Here is a 20,909-nt window from a genome sequence, read left to right as displayed (position 1 = left end):
ACATGTGCGGTCGCTTCACGCAAATGCTGCCATGGCGCGAACTGGTCGCGCTCTACCGCCTCACTGAGAACATCAAGTCGAGAAACACCGAGGCGCGCTTCAATGTAGCGCCGACCCAAACCGTGCCGTTCGTCCGCCTGGACGATGAGGGCAATCAGACCGTTGACGACGGCCGGTGGTGGCTGGTGCCACACTGGGCCAAGGATATGCCGAAAGCGGCTATGTTCAATGCGCGCATCGAGACGGTCGATTCCTCGCCGGCTTTTCGCGAGGCCTTCAAGACGAAACGCTGCCTCATCCCGGCCGACGGCTTCTATGAATGGACGAAAGCTCTCGACGGCGGCAAGGATCCTTGGCTGATCCAGATGCCCGGCGGTGCCCCATACGCATTTGCTGGCCTGTGGGCGCACAACACCAGGATGGAGGCACCGGTCACCAGCTGCACGATCATAACGGCGCCGGCCGTGTCACCCATCAGCCAGATCCATGACCGGATGCCGATCATTCTGGCGCCAGACGAGTTCGATGCCTGGCTAAATCCGGCCACGCCAGTCAATGACCTCAAGGGCATTTTGGCGCACCATCTCGATGGCCAGATGCAGATGCATCGCGTCAGCCGCGACATCAACCGTTCGAAGTTCACCGACCGGCCGGCGCCGATTGTGAACTCTCTATGAGCCTGGCCTATGCCGTTTCTGCCGTGGGTATCGTCGTCGCCATCCTTGCCTGGAAGACACAGGCCATGTGGGCAATGTTCGCAGCAGCGGCGATCAATGCTGCGGCGTTCCTCATTATACTCTTGACCTACTTTGCGGCCTGAGCCGCCGCGATCGGACGATGCACCTGGTGCGCAGTTGCCGGAACAACCCAACGGCGGCGTCGTTGAGGACGCGAAATTACAGTTCAACCCTGCTTTGTTTCGCGTGAGGTGCAGGATGGAAACGGGTCGATGGGAAGAGCCGGTGACATTTGAGACCGGCAAGCTTGGCCAATACAGGACGATATCAAGCACGGCTGAAGCGGCGCATGTCCTGATCTCGCAATGGCCATACAAGGGCGGAAAAGCATATGCGAAAGCTCAGGAGACTTGCCTGGCTGTTCTCGAGGGCCGTAGGAAGGCAAGTGCCGCTCGAAAGGCGTTTTTGAAGGCCGCAGGGGAAGCGAACGTTTTCGTTCGGCAATGAGCAGACCGGCAAGCGCGCGATCGGCACTGTGGACAAAGATATTGGGTCCGCCCCAACGTCCTAGTACTCCACCGGTCGATTGGACCAAAGCCCTATCGACAACCTCAGAGCGATCTGCTTTCATTGCGTCGCAATTCTGGGGGCTAACATGAAATTCAGATATCTCGCCGTCGCGCTGGCCGCGGCGTCTATCACGTCGTGCGCCAAGCGTCCCGACGCAATCGTGCCTGCCGATATACCGATGGCGGCTTACACTGGGCAGAGCTGCGCTTCGCTGGGCACCGAGCTAGCCAAGGAGAAAGCTGCTCTGCACGCAGTCTCTAAGCAACAGAACGATGCCGCGAGCGGCGACGCGTTTGGCGTTTTCCTAATAGGCGTACCCATGTCCAGCACCTTTGGAGGGGACAAGGAAGGACAGGTTGCTGTTGCCAAGGGTAAGGTCCAGGCGATCGAAAATGCTATGAAGAGTAAGGGCTGCGGAAATAAATAGATATCGTCCGCATTGCTAATTAAAACAATAAATAGTGGGGTAATCATGAGTGAGAGTTTAGAGTACCCAATTTTTAGTAATGTTCAGCGTCGAGAATGGGTACAAGATTTGCAGCAAATTCTATCTCAACAAGAGACATTATTGCAGGCCTATCGAAATTACCTAATAGTCCTTCATTCGTTAATGGCAGCTGGGGCGGCAACTCTTTTGGTATCTCTTCATACAGAGTTTGCGACTTGGACAGGTGTCATCTACCAATTTGCCAATATCGGCACACATGGTGTTCGGGCGCTATCAAGCGCCATACAATATGGCCTCTTGATCGTGTTCGTTTGTTACGCTTGGACGTCCTTAAACGACCTGTACAGTCTGATAAAAAACCGCGCTAGAAATGTAACTCTGATGCAGCGCTTGCTCGCAAACATACAGGTAGGGAAATTGCGTAAGGTGTTTCCTCCTCTAACCAGGGATGAAGCGAGTAATCTTAGCGTGTATGTCGCGTTCAAGATGGTTGAAGGGACAGAGCCTAACGCCGAAGCCTTCGGTATCGATGACCAGGCGCATTTGTCCACTAGGGACTTGTGGTACGGGTTGAAAATGAGCAGCGATGGACATCGAGTAGGCGGCACCAGACGTAAGATTGACCATACCATTGTGACATTGTTCAGGATCGTCTGGGTCGCGATGGCGGCATTCATTTTGGTCGTAACGGTAAATGCCGCGAGCGCGCTGCCAAGCGCAACGTTGAACGCTCTAAGTAAGTAGCGCCTTAGAGAACCGATGAGCACTCTACGCCAGATCTTACCGATGCCGTTCTCGCTGGGCTACGTATCTGGCAGGGTATCCCTTGAGCACTAGTTTCTGCGCCGCACTCACTCTAGGTCGTTGCACCCGAGGCCAGCAAAAAAATAGCCCCCTCCGCCGTCAAAGCAGAGGGGGCTATGCCTAGGAAACGAATGATGGCACTTTAACTACGCTGTGTCGCGCGAAACTGGCGCGACCAGAGTATCAGTGTCGGTTTCACCTTTAACGTCTTGGAGTGAAACAGTCTTGGTATCAGTCACGAGTAACTCTGGCTGCGCAAAAATCTTTAGAGCGTCAATCACATCTCTGGCGGGAAACTCCCTACGCTCCTCTAGAATTCGGCAAATTTCTCGGTCGACCGGTCGCGGCAGTACGGCCTCTTTTGGGACCTTTGCATCTGCAGCCAGAAATGCCTGCACAATGCGCCACCCTTCATAGAAGACCTGCATAAAGTCCGCGTCATGATGTAAGGGACATATAACCAGTCCGCGCCCCTCATCCAGCCGTACGCGATCGCTTTTCCCCTGTTTTGTAGGAACGATACCAATTCTGAGGCCCGCCGCTCCTTCGAGATGCGCCGGATTAATTTTAACGCTGGTACCCACCCATTGCTGGCTCTCAACTGAACCCAAAAACAAGTCAGCCTTCCACAAACCTCTTATGGAATATGGCAGAGCAACCCTTGTGGTCGGCTTTCGAAAAGCGGCTGCAAGAACATTTAATCGCCTAAGAAGCTTTGGGGGCTGGCCGACACTTCCTGTCAGGCTGCGGGAATCGTCCGTCAGTATGTCGCGCGCTGTGCTAATCAGCTGGACAGCCCCTGATTTTTCAATACCGAAGAGGATTGATTTGGGGTCGCCTCTATTGATTCTGCATAGCCTAATCGCATCTTGAACGCGCTCTACAACTCTTGGGTCTTCATTGTTCATTGCTTCATGAACGGCATACTCAAAGCAAATTCCAACATCCCCGTCGCCCGGGCGATACAATCTTGGAAGCATCTTTAATTTGACGTTCTCAATCCCGCCGGCCTCATGCACAACGTCCGCCTTGAGAGCGTGGAGCACCCCTGTGAGGATCGGCCTTACAATCGCGGTTAGAGCAAGAACCTCGTCTCCAACCGCATTCAACTGCTTCTCTTTTCGAATTTCCATCAGCGCCCCATTAGTTTGTCGTGCTGGGGCTTCCGTTAACAGATCGCGTTTCGATCGTAAATTGCGCGAGGCGTGATTTTCAGCCATAGGTCACCCTTGTGCGTTACTATCTTACGCTGCGTTCTACTTTATGCTCAAATACCCTATCTAAGCGATCAGTTATGGCATCGATCCGGTTACCGACGCTTTCGATCGACCGCAGGATTTGCGACGTCTGCTCCTGCATCCCGGCCTTGGTCACATAGGTCTCTGAGACATGCAGCTTGTGCTCCGCGAGTTCCTGGCGGGCGAGCATGGCAAGCGCATTGGCGGAAGAGGCCAGCGTGGACGCATCAACCTTAGCCTTCTCTACCCTGCCCTCGATGCGCCACCAGACGCCCCAGAGCGTACCGGATAGCATGACGAAGAAGCCGACGACGGCCATGATCTCAGAGCCGCTCATTTCTTGCCTCCAATCGCTTTCGCGATCAACTGGGCACCGGCAACACCACCACCCACATAGAAGATGTTTGCAAACACGATGTCCGCATACTCCTTGAGCTGCGGCGGCAGTTCCGAAACGTCCGGGAGCGTACCGTTGAACAGCGAGTCCGTCATGCCCCAGCCGAACCACGCCGCAGTCGGCACGGCAGCTATGAGCCAAGGAATCCAGAACGCCTTATGCTGCATGCCCTCGCGCACGACCGCTGCGTTGGCAGCCTGCGCCGCCATCTGGGCCTCGATCGCCTTGATGGACACGTCCGCCTTGATGCGGTCGGCGTCATTCGCGGCGTTCAGCTTGAGCTCGTAGGCGCGCGTCAGGGCGGTGGCGAGATCGCCACCGAGCCATTTCAGGATAAGCTTGATCACGTTGCCCAGCCAAGTTTCTTGGCGGTTGCGTAGGCCATCTCGACAGCCAGAGCGACACCCGCGCCAACGAGGACGAGCAAATCGGGGTCTGCGCCGATCTGGCTAGCTATATCAGCATCGACAAGGCCAAGCGCTACAAGAGCGCCAGCGCCATAGCGCAGGAGGATTCGTGCGATAATTGCGATCATTTCGAGCGTCCTTGAAAAATTGCAACAGCCAGGGCGACCAGCACCTCCAGCCAACTAGCCTTTTTGGTCGGCGTGGCGCTGGGCGGCATTTCCGGCTTGGGCGTGGTGGGAGCGGGTGCCGGTGCGGCGGATGGAACGGATAGGTTGAGCTTCATGGCCCGACCGCGCGCGTCCTTTACCTCGGCGAGGCCAAGGCTGCCTCCGTTCCACCGTTTGCGAATGGCAGTGGTCTGGCCGGCGTCGGCCATTTCGTTAAGGCCCCACTTCTGCCAGAGGATAAGGGCCGCCTTCATCCCGCTATCCGCCTGGCGAAGAAGGTCTGGGTTGGCAACGACAGGAAGGCCGCTTTCCTTCTCGACCTTGGCGAAGTTGGCGCGACCAGTCACCTGTCCGGGGCCGGAGCCGCGATAGTCCCAGCCGTCGTTCGGCTGAGTGTTGCCGAGGTTGGTGCGACCCCAGTCGCCGCCGTAGACCTTGTTGGCGATTGCCTTCTGGTCAGCCGCACGCTTGCCGGAACGCCCGAGCCGGTTGGCGTCAGCGGTGCTGATGCGATGGCGTCCGAATGTTTTGAGTAGGCCGTCGACCGAGTAGTTCAGGTTCTCGGCGAGTTTCGTAAAGCCGCCCGTCTCGTGCGAGACGTTCGCCAGAAACTCGGCAATTCGCTTCTGGTTGCTCACGCCGTAGCTGGCGGCATACTTGTTGAACGCGGCCGCGAGGTCGTCGTGCATCTGCACGCGCTTCGTCGTTCCCGCGATCGCTCGCAGGTCGTTTGCGGTTATCATGTTGTGGTCCTTCAGATTGTGCCGGCGCGCCACGCCGCCCTAGACAACCCTGCATCGCGGTGCGAGGATGGCGCACCTAGAGGGAGGGCGCGGAATGGACTGGGGGATCGTAGCCGCGCTAGCTGCGATGGTGAGTGCTGGCGCAGCGATATATGCTGCGGTATACGCCAAGCAGACGCTGCGGCTTGAACACGTTGCTAGAATTCCCCCGCCATCTGTGAAGCTTGGCCCCGAAAACCGCTACGAAATTTCCATGCCGAAAGATGGAGAGTTTCGTATTTCGGAGATTTCCATGGGCCGCACGCTGGGATCGCTTCATAAATCCCGGTACCTATCGTTTGACGATCAAACCGGGGAGTCTTTGTTCGAGGACTCGCCGCGAGCCTGTCGCGCGCTGAAGGTTATTCCACCATCAACTTCGGTCTGGTTGAAGATCGATACTTCAGACCCTTGCCCGACCTTGGAAACGAAAATCACCTCTGACCGCTTTAGCAGCGAAACAATCTCCGTCACGTTGTACACAAAATAGGCGCCCCAGATCGTCACGCACAACCAAGTTGCCGCAGCAAGCGCGGCAAACATCGCTCCAACTTCCATCATCATATCCCCGCCTTCTCTAGCGATTCGTTCTATTTTCGCGGTCACTCCGCTTCTCCTTAATTCGCGTCCGTTAGCCCGTTACGCTGATACTGCGCCCAGCCATCAGGGGTCGCAGGCGTGCCGGACGGGGAGTCCTTCGCGACAGTCCCGGTCTCGCCAACGGTCTTCGTGCCCCCGCTCGTCGCGCCGTCCTGCGCGGGAGCCTTGCCACCTTTGCCTGACTTGCCGTCGTATAGCTTGGCGCTGATCGCGGTCGTGTAGCCGCCCGACTTGTCGTACTTGTGGGTCGCCGTGTCGATGACATAGGGCACGCCGTCCAGACCGGGGCGCACGCCGCTGAACAGCAGCGCTGAGCCTGCGGTTATGGCGGTGTCGCCGATGACCGTGACACTGGCGGAGCCCTCGCCGCGCTTGAGCTCCCGCGCCTTCGCCTGAGCAGCCTTGTCGGCCTCTTCCAGCGATGAATACGGCTCAGGGATGCGGTAAACGCTGTCCCCGTCCTCGTCACCCTCCGCCTCGATCTCGACCCGCTCGGCTTTGTCTTTGTCTTGGTGGTAGGCGACGACCTTGCTGTACTTCGTGCGGTCGTTGGCCTCAAACGAGCACGAGCCCTGCACGATCAAGTTGGGCGTGACGACGACCGTGCCAGCAAAGGTCCCTGTCGAAGACAGGCCAGAGCCTCGCTTGGCGAAGACCATCTTGCCGTCTTTGATGGCGAACAGCGCATTGTGTCGACGCTCGAGGCGCCGCATGAATTCAAGGTTGGATTCGTCCTGCTGGCCGATCCACTCGTATTCGAAGTCTCCGATTTCAGAATCGACGGATGCGGACAGCCCGCTTTCTCCAGCGATCTCGGACACAACGTCCTTGAGTTTCTTCTTGTCCCAGTGCCGCTCCTGCTTCTCCTTGAGCTTGCCGTTTCGCAGGTCGGCGGACTTGCCACCGATCGTCATGGAGTACGGCAGGCATTTCGGCGTCACCTTGTCGACGGTGAAGCGGCCGAGTGACCGTGTGGTGCCGTAGCCAATGCGGATGTCGACGATCGCCCCCTTGCGCGGAATGGCGAGGAACTGCGGCGGGCCGTCGTTCAACTCCATGTCAAAAGTATCAGCCTTCACACCTTCTTTGTCGGTGACGGTGACGGATATCAGCCGCTCATAGAAGGCGCCGGCAACCGGCTGGCCGTCGATCGTGATTTCAATTCTGGGCTTCATTGCTTACTCCCAGAGCTTCACCAGTTCGCGCGCCACCGGCCGCGTATCGATGTCAGGCATGATGAGCGCGGTCCCGATCGGCAAAACCGGGCCAAGTGCAGCGATGCCGGGGTTTGCGTCTAGGACGATTTCAGTTGTCGACCGGGTGCGGCCGTAGAAATCCAAGCAGACCAGATCGACGGTCTGGCCGGATTTTGTGATGTATGTCGATGGCATTTGACTCCCCTCGCACCTCCGAAGAATATGGCGCGACTGCTATTGGAGGTAGATCGTGACCCTTAGTATCCCGCACAACTTCGTTGCCGCTATCGGCGTAGCGCTAGGATACAAAGCAGTGGCGGACGAATTGCTGCGCAGGTTGTCTGCCACGTCACCGCAACCTGTAGACGTCGCCGAACTGCGAGATTGCATCGTCCAGGAGTTCAAATCCCTACCAGTTGAGGGCCTTTCCTATGAGAAAGACCACATGGCGATAAAGGCGGGCGTGGACGCGATCATCGACTATTTCGATAGCTCCCCTAGATGAGCCGCTGTCAATGAGTACGTGACCTCGTGTGAAGACAATTCTCATGTGCGCACCTAACCGAACAGATTGAGGATCGGAGCGAACAGGCCGCCGCCCGCAGCCGATTGGCCGTAGCGCATGAGCGTGATCGAGTAGCTGTTCTTTCGCGCGGCGCCGGCAGCGTTGTGGTAGCTGCGGTCCTCATCGATGCCGTGCACCGTGAACATCCCGTGGATCACGCCTTCGTAGTCGTCGCCCGAAACCAGCATCATGGGCGTGCCTGCCTGCGCGGCGGCGATGATTCCGTCGAGCGACGCCTGGCCGCCGTATTCCTGCGGGAACAGTACGCCGCGGATCGTCACCTCCTCAGAAGTCGGGCCGGTCCACTGCTGCTGATCCATCGTCTGCGCGACCTTGATCTCAGCCCACGGCGTCTGCACCTTGCGTTGCACGCCTTCGTAGCCAAGCCTGTCGCGCGCTTCGAAGGCAAAGCCTCCGAGCATCATAGAAACGGTCATGGGGGCTCCTTGCGAGGTAAACCTGAAATAGTTCTTGCGCGACCTTAATCTTCGCCCCTAGATTGAGGGCAGACAGGGAGGTTCAATTGGTCAGAATATTGGGCGTGTGCGCGGCCGGCTGCTTCGGAACACTCGTTTTCGGCTATGGAGCCTGTAACGCCGATGACGCGTCATTCTCTGACGTGGCGCACCAACTCGGCAACGTCATCGCGTCCGAGCAGCCGTGCGGGCTTTCTTACAATCAGGACGCCATAGCCAAGTACATCGAGGACAATGTATCGGACGAGGCGATGGGCTTCGCATCGATGCTAGACCTGATGACGCGGGGAGCCGCCGCCAGCATTGAAGAGCTAACGAATTCAGGAAAAACAGCCCACTGCGCGCAAACGCGCCGCGTTGCGAAAAGGTACGGTTTCATAAAATGAAGTTTTTCATAGCCTGCCTTGCCTACGTGCTCACCTCAAACACTTCTGCACTCGCTCAAATGACCTTCTGTCAAAACGACGTGTGCGTAGAAGAACATGACGGCGTTAAGCGAACGCTGTCAAAAGAGGAGGTAGGCAAGCTCCAACGCGGAAATTCTCGAACTGCGATCGGCAATATCCAGTGCAAATTCTCCACAGACCAATCTACATGCGAGAAGAAAGTCGGTGAGATTTTCGCGCTTTTTCCGTACTAACAGCTCGCCTTCCGTTTAGCCCGTCGCGCCCTCGCCTCACATGGCAGATCAAACGCGCCCCGCCATATGCCGCGCTTGGCTCGGCTAGCTTCCTCCTGTGCGTCTGCGAACCTGCCGCCGCTATACCGCACCCAGTCAACCGCCCATCCGCTTCGAACGAGCCACTCCCCTACAGAGGCACCATCGGCACGGAAGCAGTTACCAACCATCCGTCCATAACGATCGCGCTCCACGAACTCACAGCGAGTTGGCCGTGACGCGGCAAGCCAGTCGTCAAGCGCGAATGCTGCATCTTTGCCGCAGCGGTACTCCTTGCCGCCCTCGTCAGCGCAACGCTGCCAGCTTTCAGGCGCGTCAACGCCGTTGAGCCTGATCCGTTCGCCGCTGATCTCGATGGTGTCGCCATCAATCACTGAAGCTCGGCCATCCATCGTCTGTGCTATGGCCGGTGTGGTGAAGATAAGGATGAGTGCGGCAAGCAAACGAGTCATTGCGATCTTGTATTGCATTGCCGCGCCCTTCTCAACTTAGAAGCCACCGCCGCCACTGAAGCTCGACTCCAGCGCCGACTTCGCCGCCTGGCCAAGTCGCGAGGCGGCAGCCTCAACAGCGTCCTGGGGCGAAGAGATGTTGCTAATGGTGACAGGTGCGTGAACGGTTATGTTTGGCCGCGTCAGATTCGTCACCGCCACCTGCTGAACGCCAGACGGCTGTGTCATTGCGGCGATGCTGCTGGAGTCGATGATGACCGGGCTGCGGCTGTTGTCGACCGCCTGTTGCAGGGGGTTGATCTGCGTGCCGCGTTGAGCCGCCAGCTGGGCGTCGACGTTTTCGGGCGAGACGGTAGGCTTGTCGAGGCCAAGCATGTTCTTGAGCCAGCGGATATTCTGCGCGGACTTTTCGTTGTCACGAGCCTGTCGGGCAGGGTCGTCCCTGAGGCGCTGCGCACCCTTGTCCATAAGCCAAGCAAAACCAAGGAGGCCAGCGGCGGCAAGGCCAGCGCCACGTCCTGCCGTTCCTGCGGCACCAGCTGCTGCACCCGCAGCAGTTCGGCCGCCGGCTCCAGCAGCCGCTCCGGCGGCCGCGCCCCCACCGAGGCCGCCGAGAATGCTGCCCACCTTACCGAAGGATTTGAAGATGCCTATGGCCGTCGTGATCCCCGTCAGGAAGGCGATCGCCCTCGCGAGTTTCATAATCGAGCTAGCGACAAGGCCAATCCCAACGGCCGCAAGCATCAGCTTGAAGCCGTCCGCCCCTAGCTCACCGAGGAACTGGGCGATCGGATTGTTGCGGATCGCATCGGACAGTTCGCGGACGGACGCGCCATATTCCTTGAACTTGGCGAATATCCGGCCAAGTTGGTCGGCCGAAGCAGAGCCATCCGCCTTGCCAAACAGCAAGTCGCCGATGCTCTCGACGGTCTCGCGAATGCCGCTGTCTACGCCGAAACCCTGCAGAAAGGCCTTCATTGCGGCGCCCATCTTGTCGAAGATGGTGGCGCGTTGGCCCATGGTGTCTAGGATATGCCCGACGCCGAGCGCCGCCTGCTTGATGCCGGGCAGCATGTCGTCGCCCATGCTGCGGAAGAAGTCGGCGAACTTGTTTTTCAATATCTGCAGCACGTTTCCGACCGTGCTGGCGCGTACAGTGTACTCCTTGAAAGCGCTGCCCGCGTAGTTGGCTTCATCGCCCACGAGACCAAGCTGGCGCCGCAACTCCGTGGCATTGTTGATTACTGGCATCAGCGCACGCGCTTCGTCGCCGAACAGTGCCGAGGCGATCGATATCCGCTCCCACTCAGGAAGCGCCTGGATGCGGTCGATGACATCAAGGGTCGTCTTCAGCGCGTTCTTCTGCATCGACTTCGCGGTCTTAACCGCATCGAGGCCGAGCCGCTTGAAGGCTGTGTTGTGTGTTTTCGTCGCGCGTGTACCGATCGTGAGCGCGCGGCCCATGTTACGGAACGACGTCGCTGCGACTTCCGCTTCGCCGCCGGATGAGATCATGGCGCCGCCGAACGCCAGCGTCTCCTGCGCAGAGAAGCCAAACATCTCGCCGGTTGCCGCAACGTGCTTGGTATATTCCAGAAGCCGCGGCGCATTGGCTGCCGTGTTGTTCGACAGGTGGTTGAGGCTGTCGGCGAAAAGCCCGACCTCGTTCACGCCGAGGTTCAGCTGGTTCTTGATCTCCGCGAGCGCCTGCCCGGTTTCGGCAACGGGCACGTCCCACGCCGTCGACACCTTGGCGACCATCTCGCTGAACTTGGTGATTTCCGCCAGCGGGATGTTCGACTGACCAGCCGCGGCGTAGATCTCGGCAATGCCGCTTGCCGCAATCGGCAGTTCCTTAGACATGGCGATGATCGAGCGGCGAACGTTCGCCATCTGCTCTTCATTCGCATCCAGCACCTTGCGGACGTCCGCGAAGGCGGACTCGAACTCCAGCGCTGCCCCGACCGTCCCGCCGATCCCCTGCGTGACGCCCACATAGGCGCCACCAAAAGCGGCGAGCCGACCGGCCATACCAAGGAAGGAGGCATGTCCGCGCTGGAGGCTTCCGAGCGCGCTGTTGATGCCCTTCGCCCGGCCTGACACATTGTCGATGAGCGAGAGGATAAGGCTTGATTTCAAGACGGCCATGCTGCCCTCGCGCTACATGCCGCCGCCGAACAGGCGACGGATTTCCATTGCTTTTTCGAAGTAGGCCATGGCCTTGGCGGGCGGCCACTTTTCGAGCCGGTCCACGTCCTGCTTGAGTTCGCGAGCGATAACGCTCACGATCAGGCGCCAGTCGTGACCGGCGGCTCCTCCCCCAAGAGGTCTTTGGTGGCGGCCATGATGGCGTTGAGGTCGCGAGACTTGACCTTGCGGAAGGCGGGAAGCGGTACGTCGGCCATCGATGCCAGGACGGCGATGATCTTGGACATCTCGCCCTTCACGGCGTCGGCAAGCATCAGGTCGCCGACTTCGGCTTCGCGGAAGGTGAACTCGTCGTAAATCTTGCCGTTGTGCTCAACGGGCTTCGAAAGCTTGACAGTCGTCATGCTGGTCTCCTCATCAGGAAAGAAAAAGCCCGCATTCGCGCGGGCTGAGTTTGCGGCGTGGAGTGCTAGAGAAGCAGCGAGTTCCGCATGCCGCTATGCTGGCTGATGCCCCCGATTTTCACGTCGAAGTCATCCATTTCGATCAGCTCGTCGCCGTCGACTTCCAGCTTGTAGTAGTTGACCGAGACCGAATAGTCGTTCTCCGCCATGTCACCCGGCTTCCAGTTGCCGGGATCGGCCTGCTTGAGGAAGCCGCGGATCGTCATCACCGCCGAATGCTCGACGCCGTCCTCGTCCACCAGCGCGCCAGTGATGAGGAACAGGTTTTCCGTACCAGCCTTGAGGCCGAAAAGCTTGAGGATCTGCGGGTCGAAGCCGGGCATCTTGAAGCTGAATTCCAGCTTCTCGTAACCCATATGGACCTCGCGCGGCTTGATCATGCCTGCGTTGCGAAGTTCCTCGAGCTTGGCCTGCGGGACCGGGGGCGTGATGTCCCCGATCTGGCCAAGCTTGGATTCGCGATCGGCCCACAGCATGCAGTTGCGCAGGAGGTAGCGCGGAAGATTGCTCATCGTGTATTCCTTGTGATTAGACGGCGAGCGTCAGGGGGCCGTTCTCGATCGCGCCGCGCACCTCATCCAGCAGCAGCTGGTAGTAGAGAATGTTGCGGTGTGTCGTGATGTTGATCTGTTCCATGATGCCGACCGGCTCGAACTCGACGTTCAGGAACACCTTGCCGTTGGCATTTACCGTCGGCTCGTTCAGGTCGGACAGCCAGACGCGGCCACCGAGGATGTCGTCGTTCTTCTGGAAGACGCGAAGCGCGGCGTTGCCGTCTTCGATCATCATCTTCAGGTTGGCCTTGGTCAGCTTGCGGTCGACATAGACGAAGTACAGGTCTTCCAGCGCTTCGTTGATCATGTCAGCCGTGGCGCGAACGCTGTCGAACTGCCAGATGTCCACGTCGGTCGCTAGGCGCGAACCCCAGGTGCGCAGTCCACCACGCTCATCGATGACGGTCGAAACCTGCCGCTCGTTGAGGTAGTTGCTGTCGACCGGGTACTGGATCGTGCGCGCAACGCCGTCGAGCGTGCGGATGATCTTGTTCGATACCGAGCCGGACACGCCTTCCGGAGATGCTACGACGCGAGCGCGAACACCTGCAAAGACCGGAGCGATCGGAACCGTAACGGGCGTACCGTTGACGTTCTTGATGCCCTTGGGGTCGATGATCAGGATGCGGTCGCTGTTGACCGTGTTGCGGAAGCGAACGGCCTCTGCATTGGTCGAGTTCGGGCCGTGGATGTAGGCACGCGCACGTATCTGTGGGCAGATGGTCGCGAGGGCCGAAACAAACGGGCTGGTGACGTCGCCAAGGTTGGCAATGGCCGCAGCACTGGAACCGCCACCACCGGAGAAGCTGACCGTCGGCGCGGAGATGTAGCCTTCACCAGGCTCCGAGACGGTAACGCCCGTCACCGGGCCGCCGAGGACAGCCGTCAGGATAGCGCCGGAGCCGCCGCCGCCGGAGATCGTGACCGCAGGGGCGTCGACATAGCCGGAGCCCTTGTTAGTCATCGTGATGGCAGTGATTTCGCCGTCCGCAACGGTTGCGGTAGCCGTCGCCTGAACGCCTCCGGCCGGGGGCGCTGCAATCGCGATCGTGGGCGCGCTGGTGTAGTCCGCGCCAGGATTCGTGATCGTCAGCGACACGACCTTGTGCTTGTTGACGGTGGCTGTGGCCGCAGCGTCGCCGCCACCGGAGAATGCCACGGTGGGCGCAGAGGTGTAATCCGCGCCGCCATCCGTCACGGTGACAGACAGCACGCCATCCTCGACGTAGGCGCCAGTGTCGCCGGCCGTCACAATGACGCGCGGCTGGACTCCCAGGAGCGACTTGGCGCGCAACGCGGCATAGAGGCCGGTGCGAGCAGCAGCGTCGCCGATCAGGTTGGCCTGCACGACTTCGGGGTCTTCGTCGTCCTCAACGCGGTTGACGATGACGGTCGAACCACCCTCCCCCATCACAGTCAAAACGTCCGCAAGCAGCGTGCCGGCGGAGCCAAGCAGAGCGGCGGCAGCCTGAGACGTGACGAGCGTCGGGGTATTGATCGGGAAAGCCGCAGCATCCGCGTCGGGAGCCGTGCCGTTGACGAACGTCACACCGAAATTCTGGACGCGCAGAAGCGATGGCGTGTCGGGGCTTTCCCCAAGGTTCACGCCATGGAAATACGATAGGTCAGCCAATGCGGCCTCCTTTAGGATGTGGTTGGGTGATGGGTGGTTGGGCGCTAGGGCCAGATGATTGCAGGCAGTTCCATCAGGAAGTCATCGACCGTCGGCTGTTCGCGCTGGCCGGCCTGCACCTTGGCAAGCTCGGTGTAAGAATAGGCCCAAACAGCATCGCGCCAAGCGACGAACGCAGCAGCTTCGGACGCCCACTGCGGGTTGGTGGATGCCGTGTAGGAGGCAAGCGTTACGCCGTCTCGGAACTGGCGAGAGCGGGCCGAATCGTCAACATGGGCTTGAATTGCGTCTTCGTAGTCGGAAATAATCGGCGGCAATGCGCCCCACTCCTGCCCTACGAAATCCCACACCTGACGCGCATCGTTAGGCGGGGTTGGGACGGCTATGGCGTTTGCAGGCGGGTTAGCGTCCCACGCGCCGAGGTACGACCCTTGAGAGTCAACGTAATGAAAAACAGCGCTCATGCCCAAGCCCTCACGACTGCCTGTATGTTCGCGTTCGGTATCGTTGATGGTGCTCCTGATGTATCGTTCGCCACAACGAATGACCCTCCGGCATTATTGCCAAATCGCCCGCTTATCTGCGCAGTTCCTACTTTTCTAATGAAGTAGCCGGTATTTCCCGTCCCCCATTGGCCAGCGGCGCTTAACCCCATGTGCAGTTTGTCGCCCGCGGCGTAACCGTTCACTGCTGATGTGACCACCAACTCCAATGCAATGAATTTTGGCTCGACACCTAGAGTGTGGGTGAGCGAGAACGACCCGCCCGAGACTACGGCAAACGGATCGCTTACGTAATATTTAGGCAGTGGGATGAACGATAATATCCAAGCCTTCAAGTTTGCGAACGTCATCTTCTTCGGGACGTTTGACGTCGCGCTGTCTGAAATTAACACCGCGTCAGCATCGACCGGCATCGTTTTCGCCGTCTGACCGAAGACGAAATCAGCAGCGGCCTTGACAGCCGTCAGAAAGCCGTCTGCCATCTTCGCGCGCCCTGCCGTGTCGGCGGAGAGCGCTCCGTTTGCAAGCTTGTCGGTGTTTACAAAGCCATCAGCCATCTTGGCGCGGCCCGGACTGTCTGCCGTAAGCGCGCCAACGTCCATCTTCGTCCCGATCAGCGCCGTCATCGTGGCGGCGAAATTCGGATCATCACCAAGCGCCGCGGCTAGCTCGTTCAGCGTATCCAGCGCACCAGGGGCGCTATCCACCAACGCCGCCAAGGCGGCTTTCACGAACGCCGTCGTCGCCAGCTGACCGCTATCGGTGCCAGGTGCCGCGGTTGGCGCGGTCGGAGTGCCAGTGAACGCAGGGCTATTAAGCCCAGCCTTGATGACGATAGCCGCAAAGGCGGAGGCCATGTCCGTATCGATAGCGCGCAGGGCTGCAATCAGCCGCCCTACATCCACCTCAAGCGTATTCCCGACCTCGGGCTCTTGATACCCGCGGTTCGGGGTAGTGTTTTCAGTCACCATTTCGGGATATCCTTACGAAGTGAATGCCCGCAGGTCAGCGACCGAAGGCCGCGCCGCTGGCGTGCCGGTCAGGGTCAGCCGCAGACGGCCACCAGTCGGAGCCACGACGCTCGTGTCCCTGTAGGACCGTTCGATAAAACCGAGATCGATAGGTGATGCCGATATCTGCGGCACGGAGCCCCAGTTATCGTCCTTGGCGTCGCACTCGACCGTGAACGTTGAGCCGACCGGAAGTTTCGTGGAAGCGATGACGTCAAGCTGCACATCTGCGCCGAACGTAAACGCACGGCTCACATACACACCGTTAGCCTGCATCGTTCCGAGAACAGCCAGGATATCCCGCCCAACAACTGGCGTGACCAAAGGCCCGCCCGTTAGGATGGCTCTGATGGTCAGGTTTCCGGTGAAGAACGATGTACGCTCCCAGACCTGATCGGGGAGCACCCGAACCGGCGTTTCCGTTCCAAAGACCAGTTCGAAGACAACGGAGGTTGCCTCGGTGGGCAGGAAGACGTTGCCGCGGACGATGATATCAGACACGTCTGTAACCGCGTACGTGCCAAGATCTACGGTGCGCTGCGTAGGATTAAACCTGGCGCAGTTGATCTTGAACGTGATGTCCGAATCCTGGTGGATCGTCCAGCTGACCGCGTTACTAGAACTGAACCGCGTTCCGACCGTGTAGGGCTGGGCCGCGATCCACTGCTGATTCACGGCGTCAAAGGCGCCGCGGTCAGCAACGCTGATGCTGTGATCCGGGTCGTTGGTCTTGACCACAAACGCGAACATCTGGTCCGGCGGCAGGTAGAACGGCACAGGAAACGCAAAGTTCGTCCATGTGCCGGTCAGCACCGACTGCATGTCCACTTCGGTCTGGGCAATGACTTCCGTCGTCGGGAAGCCGTTGTCGACCGTCACAAACTCCAGGATCACTGGCTGCGTGCGGTCGCCGATCGCGCAGAACTTGATGTCGACGCTGCTGACGTGCCGCCCCTGCGTGAAGCTGAAGCTTTGCGCCTGCGGGTCGAGGCCGCGCGAGCCGTCCGCGCCGCTGCCACGGCCGCCGCCGCCGCTCACGCCACCTGTCTGGAAGCGCTGCACGGTCGTGTTGCGCTGGAGTTCAATCGTCTCCAGACGCCCCTCGCCCGTGAAGGTCGCGGAACAAACCGTGCCAGAACCTCCAACCGCCCGAACACTCTTCGCGCCGGACGTGACGCCCGCAGGGATTGTGAACGTATCCGCGATGACGCCGCTACCATTGGCAACAAGGCCGCCTGGATTGACATCGACGCCATCGAACGTCAGCTCGTCGAGTGTTTCGCCTGGCCCGAACTGACTGATGGTGAAATCAATGTCGATCTCACGCAGGAAGCGGATCGGCTGGGTACGGACGCTTTGCAGCACCTCGGTGCTCGTCACGCGCTCACTGTTGCCGGTTCCAAAAATCTGCGTCTGCTCGGAAAGCCAGACCGTCTGCGTCTCGGTCCAGAAGTCTTCCGACGGAATGATCCGCAGGATTGCAGGTAGCGGAGCGAATGACTGGTAGGGGTTGATTTTCACGCAGCCGGAAACGAGTTCCTGGCTAACAACAGTATCCTCGCCGAAAGGCAGGAAGAGCGGTGTGCCCGCATCGATCTGTTGAAATGCCGCAGTGATCGGGATCTGGAGCGATCCATTGAAGACCGCGCCGTTCTGCGTTTCGCCAGCATCACGGAAGTCGTCGTTCAATAGCGGATCGCTGAAAATGCCAGTGGTTTCTGCTGGCGCGCGCGAGTTGATATCGATCTTCTGCTTTTGAAGCGACACCTGATTGAACAGGTCCAGCACGTTGTTATACATGCGGTCAATCGCGGAGAAAGGATAGGCGCGGATCGAGTCATTGACGACAGTCGGCGTGCCGAACCAGTCATTGTAAATCGTTGCCAGCGACAGCAGGGTCTTGGGGACCTGCGGAGGCTGTGGTTGCGTCGGCGCGGAAAGACCCTTGAGGTAGACGACATTGCCGTCCGCATCGAGGCAGATTCTGTCCGTGCGGGGCAGCTTGTTGGTGTACCCAAGAAAGACCGGCTGGCCGGTCACTCCGCCCGCAACCGATATGGTTGTCGACGTCACCGCCGTGGGCGTCACTGCGTCCAGGTAGCGGTAGGTCACGTTGTAGGAAGACGACGTAGCGGGCTCGATGCCGCCAGATAGCCAGTCAACTGAATCGCCGCTGCGCTGGTAATCTACGCCCTGCGTGTACGTGGTTCCACCCTGCACCACCGAGATGATCGAGGTGACGCCGTCGTCAGGGAGCAGGTCGGCTCCGTCGGTTACGCCCTTGGTGAGCGTTACGGTACGCTGCTTCGTGACAATGGCCGATGTGACGGAAGACACCGGAGGGCGGCGAACGGTGATTACCGCAGTGCCAGTTCCACCGTCATCGAAATTGTGGGGCTCAGCGTCGATCGTGCCGGTATCCGGCTCCTCGGTTTCAGAGAAGCGCGATGCCGTTGGGCGGTTGCGCTTGAAACCCATGATATTGGCGCGGCCCTCGGAAATGGCGAAGACCTGCTTTCCGGCCTCCAGCCCAAGTGGCGACACGCTGCAGCCGCGCACGACATAGTTTTCGTGCGCATCATAGTCGTAGGTTGCAATCTGCTGCTGGACGCCAGAGAGCGTCGGCGGAGCGTCCTGCGAGATGATCACGCCGTCGCGCAACACAAGGTACGGATAAAACTGGCCAGTACCGCCGTCGCCTTCGAATGCCCACGAGAAACTGACGACAGTACGCACTGCGCCCGGCTCGCCGTAGCTTTCCTCCGCCTCCGGCACGAGGCCGAGGTAGATATCGTCGTCCTCTGCCGTCACGATGGTCGTGGTCGATCGAACGCCAATCTTCACGTCGCCCGTCATAGGGACGTCTACCAGCGCGCCTTCCGGCACCTTCCGGCGCGAGCCGTCGATGTAGAGTTCACCGGCCGTAATGGTTACGGTTTCATCTTCTACGTTGACGAGAACATCGGCCCCGTCGATGCGGTCGCCGTCGCGGGCGATCAGGTCGCCAATACCCTTGCGCTTGCGCGCCTCGATCGAGAAGGCCTCGTTCAGATCAGCACCCTGCGAAAGGTCACCCTCTCCGAGGTAGACACGATCATTGTTCGGACGTTCGGAAATTCGGTCGCGAATCTTCGAAAGATCCGGCCTTTCGACCGGATCAAAGACTAGAGTTGTCATAATGCCCTCAGATGGTGAGATTGATGACAATGCGCTCGCGCACTGTTTCCAAGAACGTGAAGGAAATCGGCGACTCCCCCACGCGAACCTCGCCATCGGGAAAGTCGATCTGGTCTGGATCGAGCCATGTTTTGAAAGGCGCCACGCCCTGCGCTACGCCGCCGAACACGACAGCAGCGAAAGCAACGTCGCCTGTCGCTACGCTAAAACCGACCGTTGCGTCGTAAGTGAGGACCACTGTGTCGTTGGCGTCGCCGTAGTCGGTGATATCCTGAACCGCGCGAACAACGCGCGCATATCCAATCGGATCGCCGTCGGCGTCATACAGGCCGATATGCGCGCTCTTCTGGAGCATAAGCCAGGACTTGAGAACGCGCGCGTCAGTGACGCCGCCCCACGTCAGCCCAGGCGCCCCCCAGGTGAGCGAGCCAAGCCATGTGACGTCATCACCGTCAGCGAAATCCACGCCCAGTTCGGCAGCCACTCCGGCCTCTGCTGTGGCGTCGAGCTCATGGGTCCGCCCGTGCGACCACTTCACCTTTCCGCCCGCAATGCGAACGCCGGAGCTATCGCCCCATATGGACCGGCCCCAACGCGACCGTCCGTAAACATGGCCACGCACGTCGTATCCGAAATAGCCGCGCCAGAAGAACGAGCGCGCCGGATCGGATAAGCCGGCCAGGTATTCTGCGTTGGTCAGCCGCTGGATTTCGTCGACGCCCGGAAGCTCGCCCATCTGGATCTGGTAAAGATGCCAGCGCCTGCGGCCGCGAACCTGGTCCTGGATGTCGATGTCATCGTAGTCGACCCATGACAGTGACGTCGTGATGGCCTGTGGCGTGCCTCGGAGGCGCTGCCACACCCTGCCCTCATCGATCAGGTCTTCTACCGTGTCGAAGAAGTCAGAAATCGGGCCGAGGCCGTATTCATTCACCAGCCACGGCGCGACCGTGATGTTGAGCGGCCGCGCGTATTTCAGGCCGTGGATCGCGTCGATAGCGGGACCGATCTCGCTTGCGATGTCGGTCGCCTCTTCCAGCGCCAACTCAAAAGCGGTGCTGTTGGATGGCAGAAGAGAAACAACCATTACCGAAGCCTCCCCATGTAGGACAGGTTCACCGTCCCGAACGCCGCCGCGCTGAACTTGTCCATGACGACGTCCTCCACCGGGGCAGTCAGCGTCACTTTCGCGGCTCCCGCTGCCATCAGGCGCGAGATGATCCACGAGGTATTGACGTCGAAGCCAATGCCGCCCTCATTGTCGAGTGCGTCACGGAGCGTCTGCTCGAGTCCATCGAAGACCGACATGGGTGCCTCCGGCAGAAGCCAGATGCTTGCCGTCACGTTGACTATGGTCTTGACTGCCGGCACCACAGAAATCACGTCGTTGACGGATCGCACGGCGGGGGCACTCAAGGCCTCTAGCACAGAGCCCAGCAGCGGTGCGCCGGGCGTCCCGCCATTGCTCGTTGTCAGGATGGCGACTTCGATCTCCGGGCCCGTTCCTGGCCGGTAGACCGCCACATCGCGGACATCAGCATCGACCGACCGCGCGTGGAACTTGTACCATTCCTCCGGCCCGGCTGTTGATCTGCCCTGGTCGGCAAGCACGATGCGCTCGCGCAACGCCTTGTCGGATTCGTTCGGCAGGCGGGTTACGTTGTGGTCTGCCGCCAGTTGGTCCAGATCGCCCTTGGTGGAATACCCAAGCAGGTTGGCCCGTGCGGCATCGTTGATGCGCGCCCGCTCCAGCATCTCGCGGTAGGCGTTTTCCTGGATGATGATCATCGCCGGGTCGGTTTCGAGCATTTCGACGTCGTAGTCCGGAAGGCCCGCGTCAGGATTGGCAAGGCGCACAGCCTCCCACAAGTCCTGAAACGTCTGCTTCTGGCGAGCGACGATCGTCTCGTAATCCAGCTCCTCAATGACCTGCGGAGTAGGCAACGTCGATAGGTCGACCAT

The 20,909-nt window shown here is 59.5% G+C and carries 27 protein-coding genes; 7 read left to right on the top strand and 20 right to left on the bottom strand.

Features of this window, described 5'->3' with window-relative positions:
- The first annotated feature begins 23 nt into the window (after window positions 1-23).
- The 5 genes from MNR02_RS08730 to MNR02_RS08715 all read left to right on the top strand — a co-directional run bounded on the left by MNR02_RS08730 (window position 24) and on the right by MNR02_RS08715 (window position 2,439).
- Entirely contained in the window at window positions 24-677 is a 654-nt protein-coding gene (locus MNR02_RS08730; protein ID WP_241946535.1) for an SOS response-associated peptidase, read from the top strand.
- Window positions 674-820, top strand: coding sequence for a hypothetical protein (locus tag MNR02_RS08725; RefSeq protein WP_241946534.1), 147 nt, complete (start codon window positions 674-676; stop codon window positions 818-820). The genes MNR02_RS08730 and MNR02_RS08725 overlap by 4 nt, the downstream gene beginning before the upstream one ends.
- Before the next feature lie 115 nt (window positions 821-935).
- Window positions 936-1,184 (top strand): DUF982 domain-containing protein, encoded by a 249-nt coding sequence (locus MNR02_RS22960; protein ID WP_370340515.1) that lies wholly within the window; start codon window positions 936-938, stop codon window positions 1,182-1,184.
- Between the two features lie 148 nt (window positions 1,185-1,332).
- Window positions 1,333-1,674 (top strand): hypothetical protein, encoded by a 342-nt coding sequence (locus tag MNR02_RS08720; RefSeq protein WP_241946533.1) that lies wholly within the window; start codon window positions 1,333-1,335, stop codon window positions 1,672-1,674.
- Between the two features lie 45 nt (window positions 1,675-1,719).
- Window positions 1,720-2,439 (top strand): hypothetical protein, encoded by a 720-nt coding sequence (locus MNR02_RS08715; protein WP_241946532.1) that lies wholly within the window; start codon window positions 1,720-1,722, stop codon window positions 2,437-2,439.
- 206 nt (window positions 2,440-2,645) lie between these two features.
- Here MNR02_RS08715 and MNR02_RS08710 read toward each other — a convergent pair whose 3' ends face one another.
- The 8 genes from MNR02_RS08710 to MNR02_RS08675 form a co-directional block, all read right to left on the bottom strand.
- On the bottom strand, window positions 2,646-3,719 hold the full coding sequence (locus MNR02_RS08710; protein ID WP_241946531.1) for a hypothetical protein: 1,074 nt from the start codon (window positions 3,717-3,719) through the stop codon (window positions 2,646-2,648).
- A 19-nt stretch (window positions 3,720-3,738) separates the two neighbouring features.
- Window positions 3,739-4,074, bottom strand: a complete 336-nt coding sequence (locus MNR02_RS08705) for a hypothetical protein (protein WP_241946530.1) — start codon at window positions 4,072-4,074, stop codon at window positions 3,739-3,741.
- Window positions 4,071-4,481, bottom strand: coding sequence for a hypothetical protein (locus tag MNR02_RS08700; protein WP_241946529.1), 411 nt, complete (start codon window positions 4,479-4,481; stop codon window positions 4,071-4,073). Before MNR02_RS08700 ends, MNR02_RS08705 begins: the two co-directional genes overlap by 4 nt.
- Complete coding sequence (locus MNR02_RS08695; RefSeq protein ID WP_241946528.1) at window positions 4,478-4,669, bottom strand: hypothetical protein; 192 nt, start codon at window positions 4,667-4,669, stop codon at window positions 4,478-4,480. Before MNR02_RS08695 ends, MNR02_RS08700 begins: the two co-directional genes overlap by 4 nt.
- Window positions 4,666-5,451 carry a hypothetical protein gene (locus MNR02_RS08690; protein WP_241946527.1) on the bottom strand — a complete coding sequence of 262 codons (786 nt, stop codon included), beginning with the start codon at window positions 5,449-5,451 and terminating at the stop codon, window positions 4,666-4,668. Before MNR02_RS08690 ends, MNR02_RS08695 begins: the two co-directional genes overlap by 4 nt.
- Before the next feature lie 345 nt (window positions 5,452-5,796).
- A complete protein-coding gene (locus MNR02_RS08685) occupies window positions 5,797-6,096 on the bottom strand; it encodes a hypothetical protein (RefSeq protein ID WP_241946526.1) in 300 nt (99 codons plus the stop codon).
- An 11-nt stretch (window positions 6,097-6,107) separates the two neighbouring features.
- Window positions 6,108-7,265, bottom strand: a complete 1,158-nt coding sequence (locus tag MNR02_RS08680; protein ID WP_241946525.1) for a phage late control D family protein — start codon at window positions 7,263-7,265, stop codon at window positions 6,108-6,110.
- A gap of 3 nt (window positions 7,266-7,268) precedes the next feature.
- Entirely contained in the window at window positions 7,269-7,481 is a 213-nt protein-coding gene (locus tag MNR02_RS08675) for a tail protein X (protein WP_241946524.1), read from the bottom strand.
- Window positions 7,482-7,536: 55 nt separating this feature from the next.
- Here MNR02_RS08675 and MNR02_RS08670 point away from each other — a divergent pair, with 55 nt between their 5' ends.
- Window positions 7,537-7,791, top strand: coding sequence for a hypothetical protein (locus tag MNR02_RS08670; protein WP_241946523.1), 255 nt, complete (start codon window positions 7,537-7,539; stop codon window positions 7,789-7,791).
- 53 nt (window positions 7,792-7,844) lie between these two features.
- Here the strand turns inward: MNR02_RS08670 and MNR02_RS08665 are convergent, their stop codons facing one another.
- A complete protein-coding gene (locus tag MNR02_RS08665; protein WP_241946522.1) occupies window positions 7,845-8,288 on the bottom strand; it encodes a phage tail protein in 444 nt (147 codons plus the stop codon).
- A gap of 86 nt (window positions 8,289-8,374) precedes the next feature.
- Here MNR02_RS08665 and MNR02_RS08660 point away from each other — a divergent pair, with 86 nt between their 5' ends.
- Entirely contained in the window at window positions 8,375-8,713 is a 339-nt protein-coding gene (locus MNR02_RS08660) for a signal recognition particle (protein WP_241946521.1), read from the top strand.
- A gap of 250 nt (window positions 8,714-8,963) precedes the next feature.
- Here the strand turns inward: MNR02_RS08660 and MNR02_RS08655 are convergent, their stop codons facing one another.
- The 11 genes from MNR02_RS08655 to MNR02_RS08610 all read right to left on the bottom strand — a co-directional run bounded on the left by MNR02_RS08655 (window position 8,964) and on the right by MNR02_RS08610 (window position 20,909).
- On the bottom strand, window positions 8,964-9,476 hold the full coding sequence (locus MNR02_RS08655) for a thermonuclease family protein (protein WP_371746647.1): 513 nt from the start codon (window positions 9,474-9,476) through the stop codon (window positions 8,964-8,966).
- 18 nt (window positions 9,477-9,494) lie between these two features.
- Window positions 9,495-11,606, bottom strand: a complete 2,112-nt coding sequence (locus MNR02_RS08650; RefSeq protein ID WP_241946520.1) for a phage tail tape measure protein — start codon at window positions 11,604-11,606, stop codon at window positions 9,495-9,497.
- Between the two features lie 12 nt (window positions 11,607-11,618).
- Complete coding sequence (locus MNR02_RS22910; RefSeq protein WP_256464422.1) at window positions 11,619-11,744, bottom strand: hypothetical protein; 126 nt, start codon at window positions 11,742-11,744, stop codon at window positions 11,619-11,621.
- 2 nt (window positions 11,745-11,746) lie between these two features.
- Window positions 11,747-12,010 (bottom strand): phage tail assembly protein, encoded by a 264-nt coding sequence (locus MNR02_RS08645; protein WP_241946519.1) that lies wholly within the window; start codon window positions 12,008-12,010, stop codon window positions 11,747-11,749.
- Window positions 12,011-12,075: 65 nt separating this feature from the next.
- Window positions 12,076-12,582 (bottom strand): phage major tail tube protein, encoded by a 507-nt coding sequence (locus tag MNR02_RS08640; RefSeq protein WP_241946518.1) that lies wholly within the window; start codon window positions 12,580-12,582, stop codon window positions 12,076-12,078.
- A gap of 16 nt (window positions 12,583-12,598) precedes the next feature.
- Window positions 12,599-14,257: a phage tail protein gene (locus MNR02_RS08635; protein WP_241946517.1), complete on the bottom strand. Its 1,659-nt coding sequence runs from the start codon at window positions 14,255-14,257 to the stop codon at window positions 12,599-12,601.
- Between the two features lie 44 nt (window positions 14,258-14,301).
- Window positions 14,302-14,721, bottom strand: coding sequence for a hypothetical protein (locus MNR02_RS08630; protein ID WP_241946516.1), 420 nt, complete (start codon window positions 14,719-14,721; stop codon window positions 14,302-14,304).
- Complete coding sequence (locus tag MNR02_RS08625) at window positions 14,718-15,731, bottom strand: hypothetical protein (RefSeq protein WP_241946515.1); 1,014 nt, start codon at window positions 15,729-15,731, stop codon at window positions 14,718-14,720. Before MNR02_RS08625 ends, MNR02_RS08630 begins: the two co-directional genes overlap by 4 nt.
- Window positions 15,732-15,743: 12 nt before the next feature.
- Window positions 15,744-18,947, bottom strand: coding sequence for a DUF4815 domain-containing protein (locus tag MNR02_RS08620; protein WP_241946514.1), 3,204 nt, complete (start codon window positions 18,945-18,947; stop codon window positions 15,744-15,746).
- A gap of 7 nt (window positions 18,948-18,954) precedes the next feature.
- Entirely contained in the window at window positions 18,955-20,034 is a 1,080-nt protein-coding gene (locus tag MNR02_RS08615) for a phage tail protein (protein WP_241946513.1), read from the bottom strand.
- Window positions 20,034-20,909: a baseplate J/gp47 family protein gene (locus MNR02_RS08610; protein WP_241946512.1), complete on the bottom strand. Its 876-nt coding sequence runs from the start codon at window positions 20,907-20,909 to the stop codon at window positions 20,034-20,036. Before MNR02_RS08610 ends, MNR02_RS08615 begins: the two co-directional genes overlap by 1 nt.

Source organism: Shinella sp. H4-D48 (genome assembly GCF_022637395.1).
GTDB classification, from domain to species: domain Bacteria; phylum Pseudomonadota; class Alphaproteobacteria; order Rhizobiales; family Rhizobiaceae; genus Shinella; species Shinella sedimenti.
This window is presented reverse-complemented; position numbering and strand designations above follow the sequence as displayed.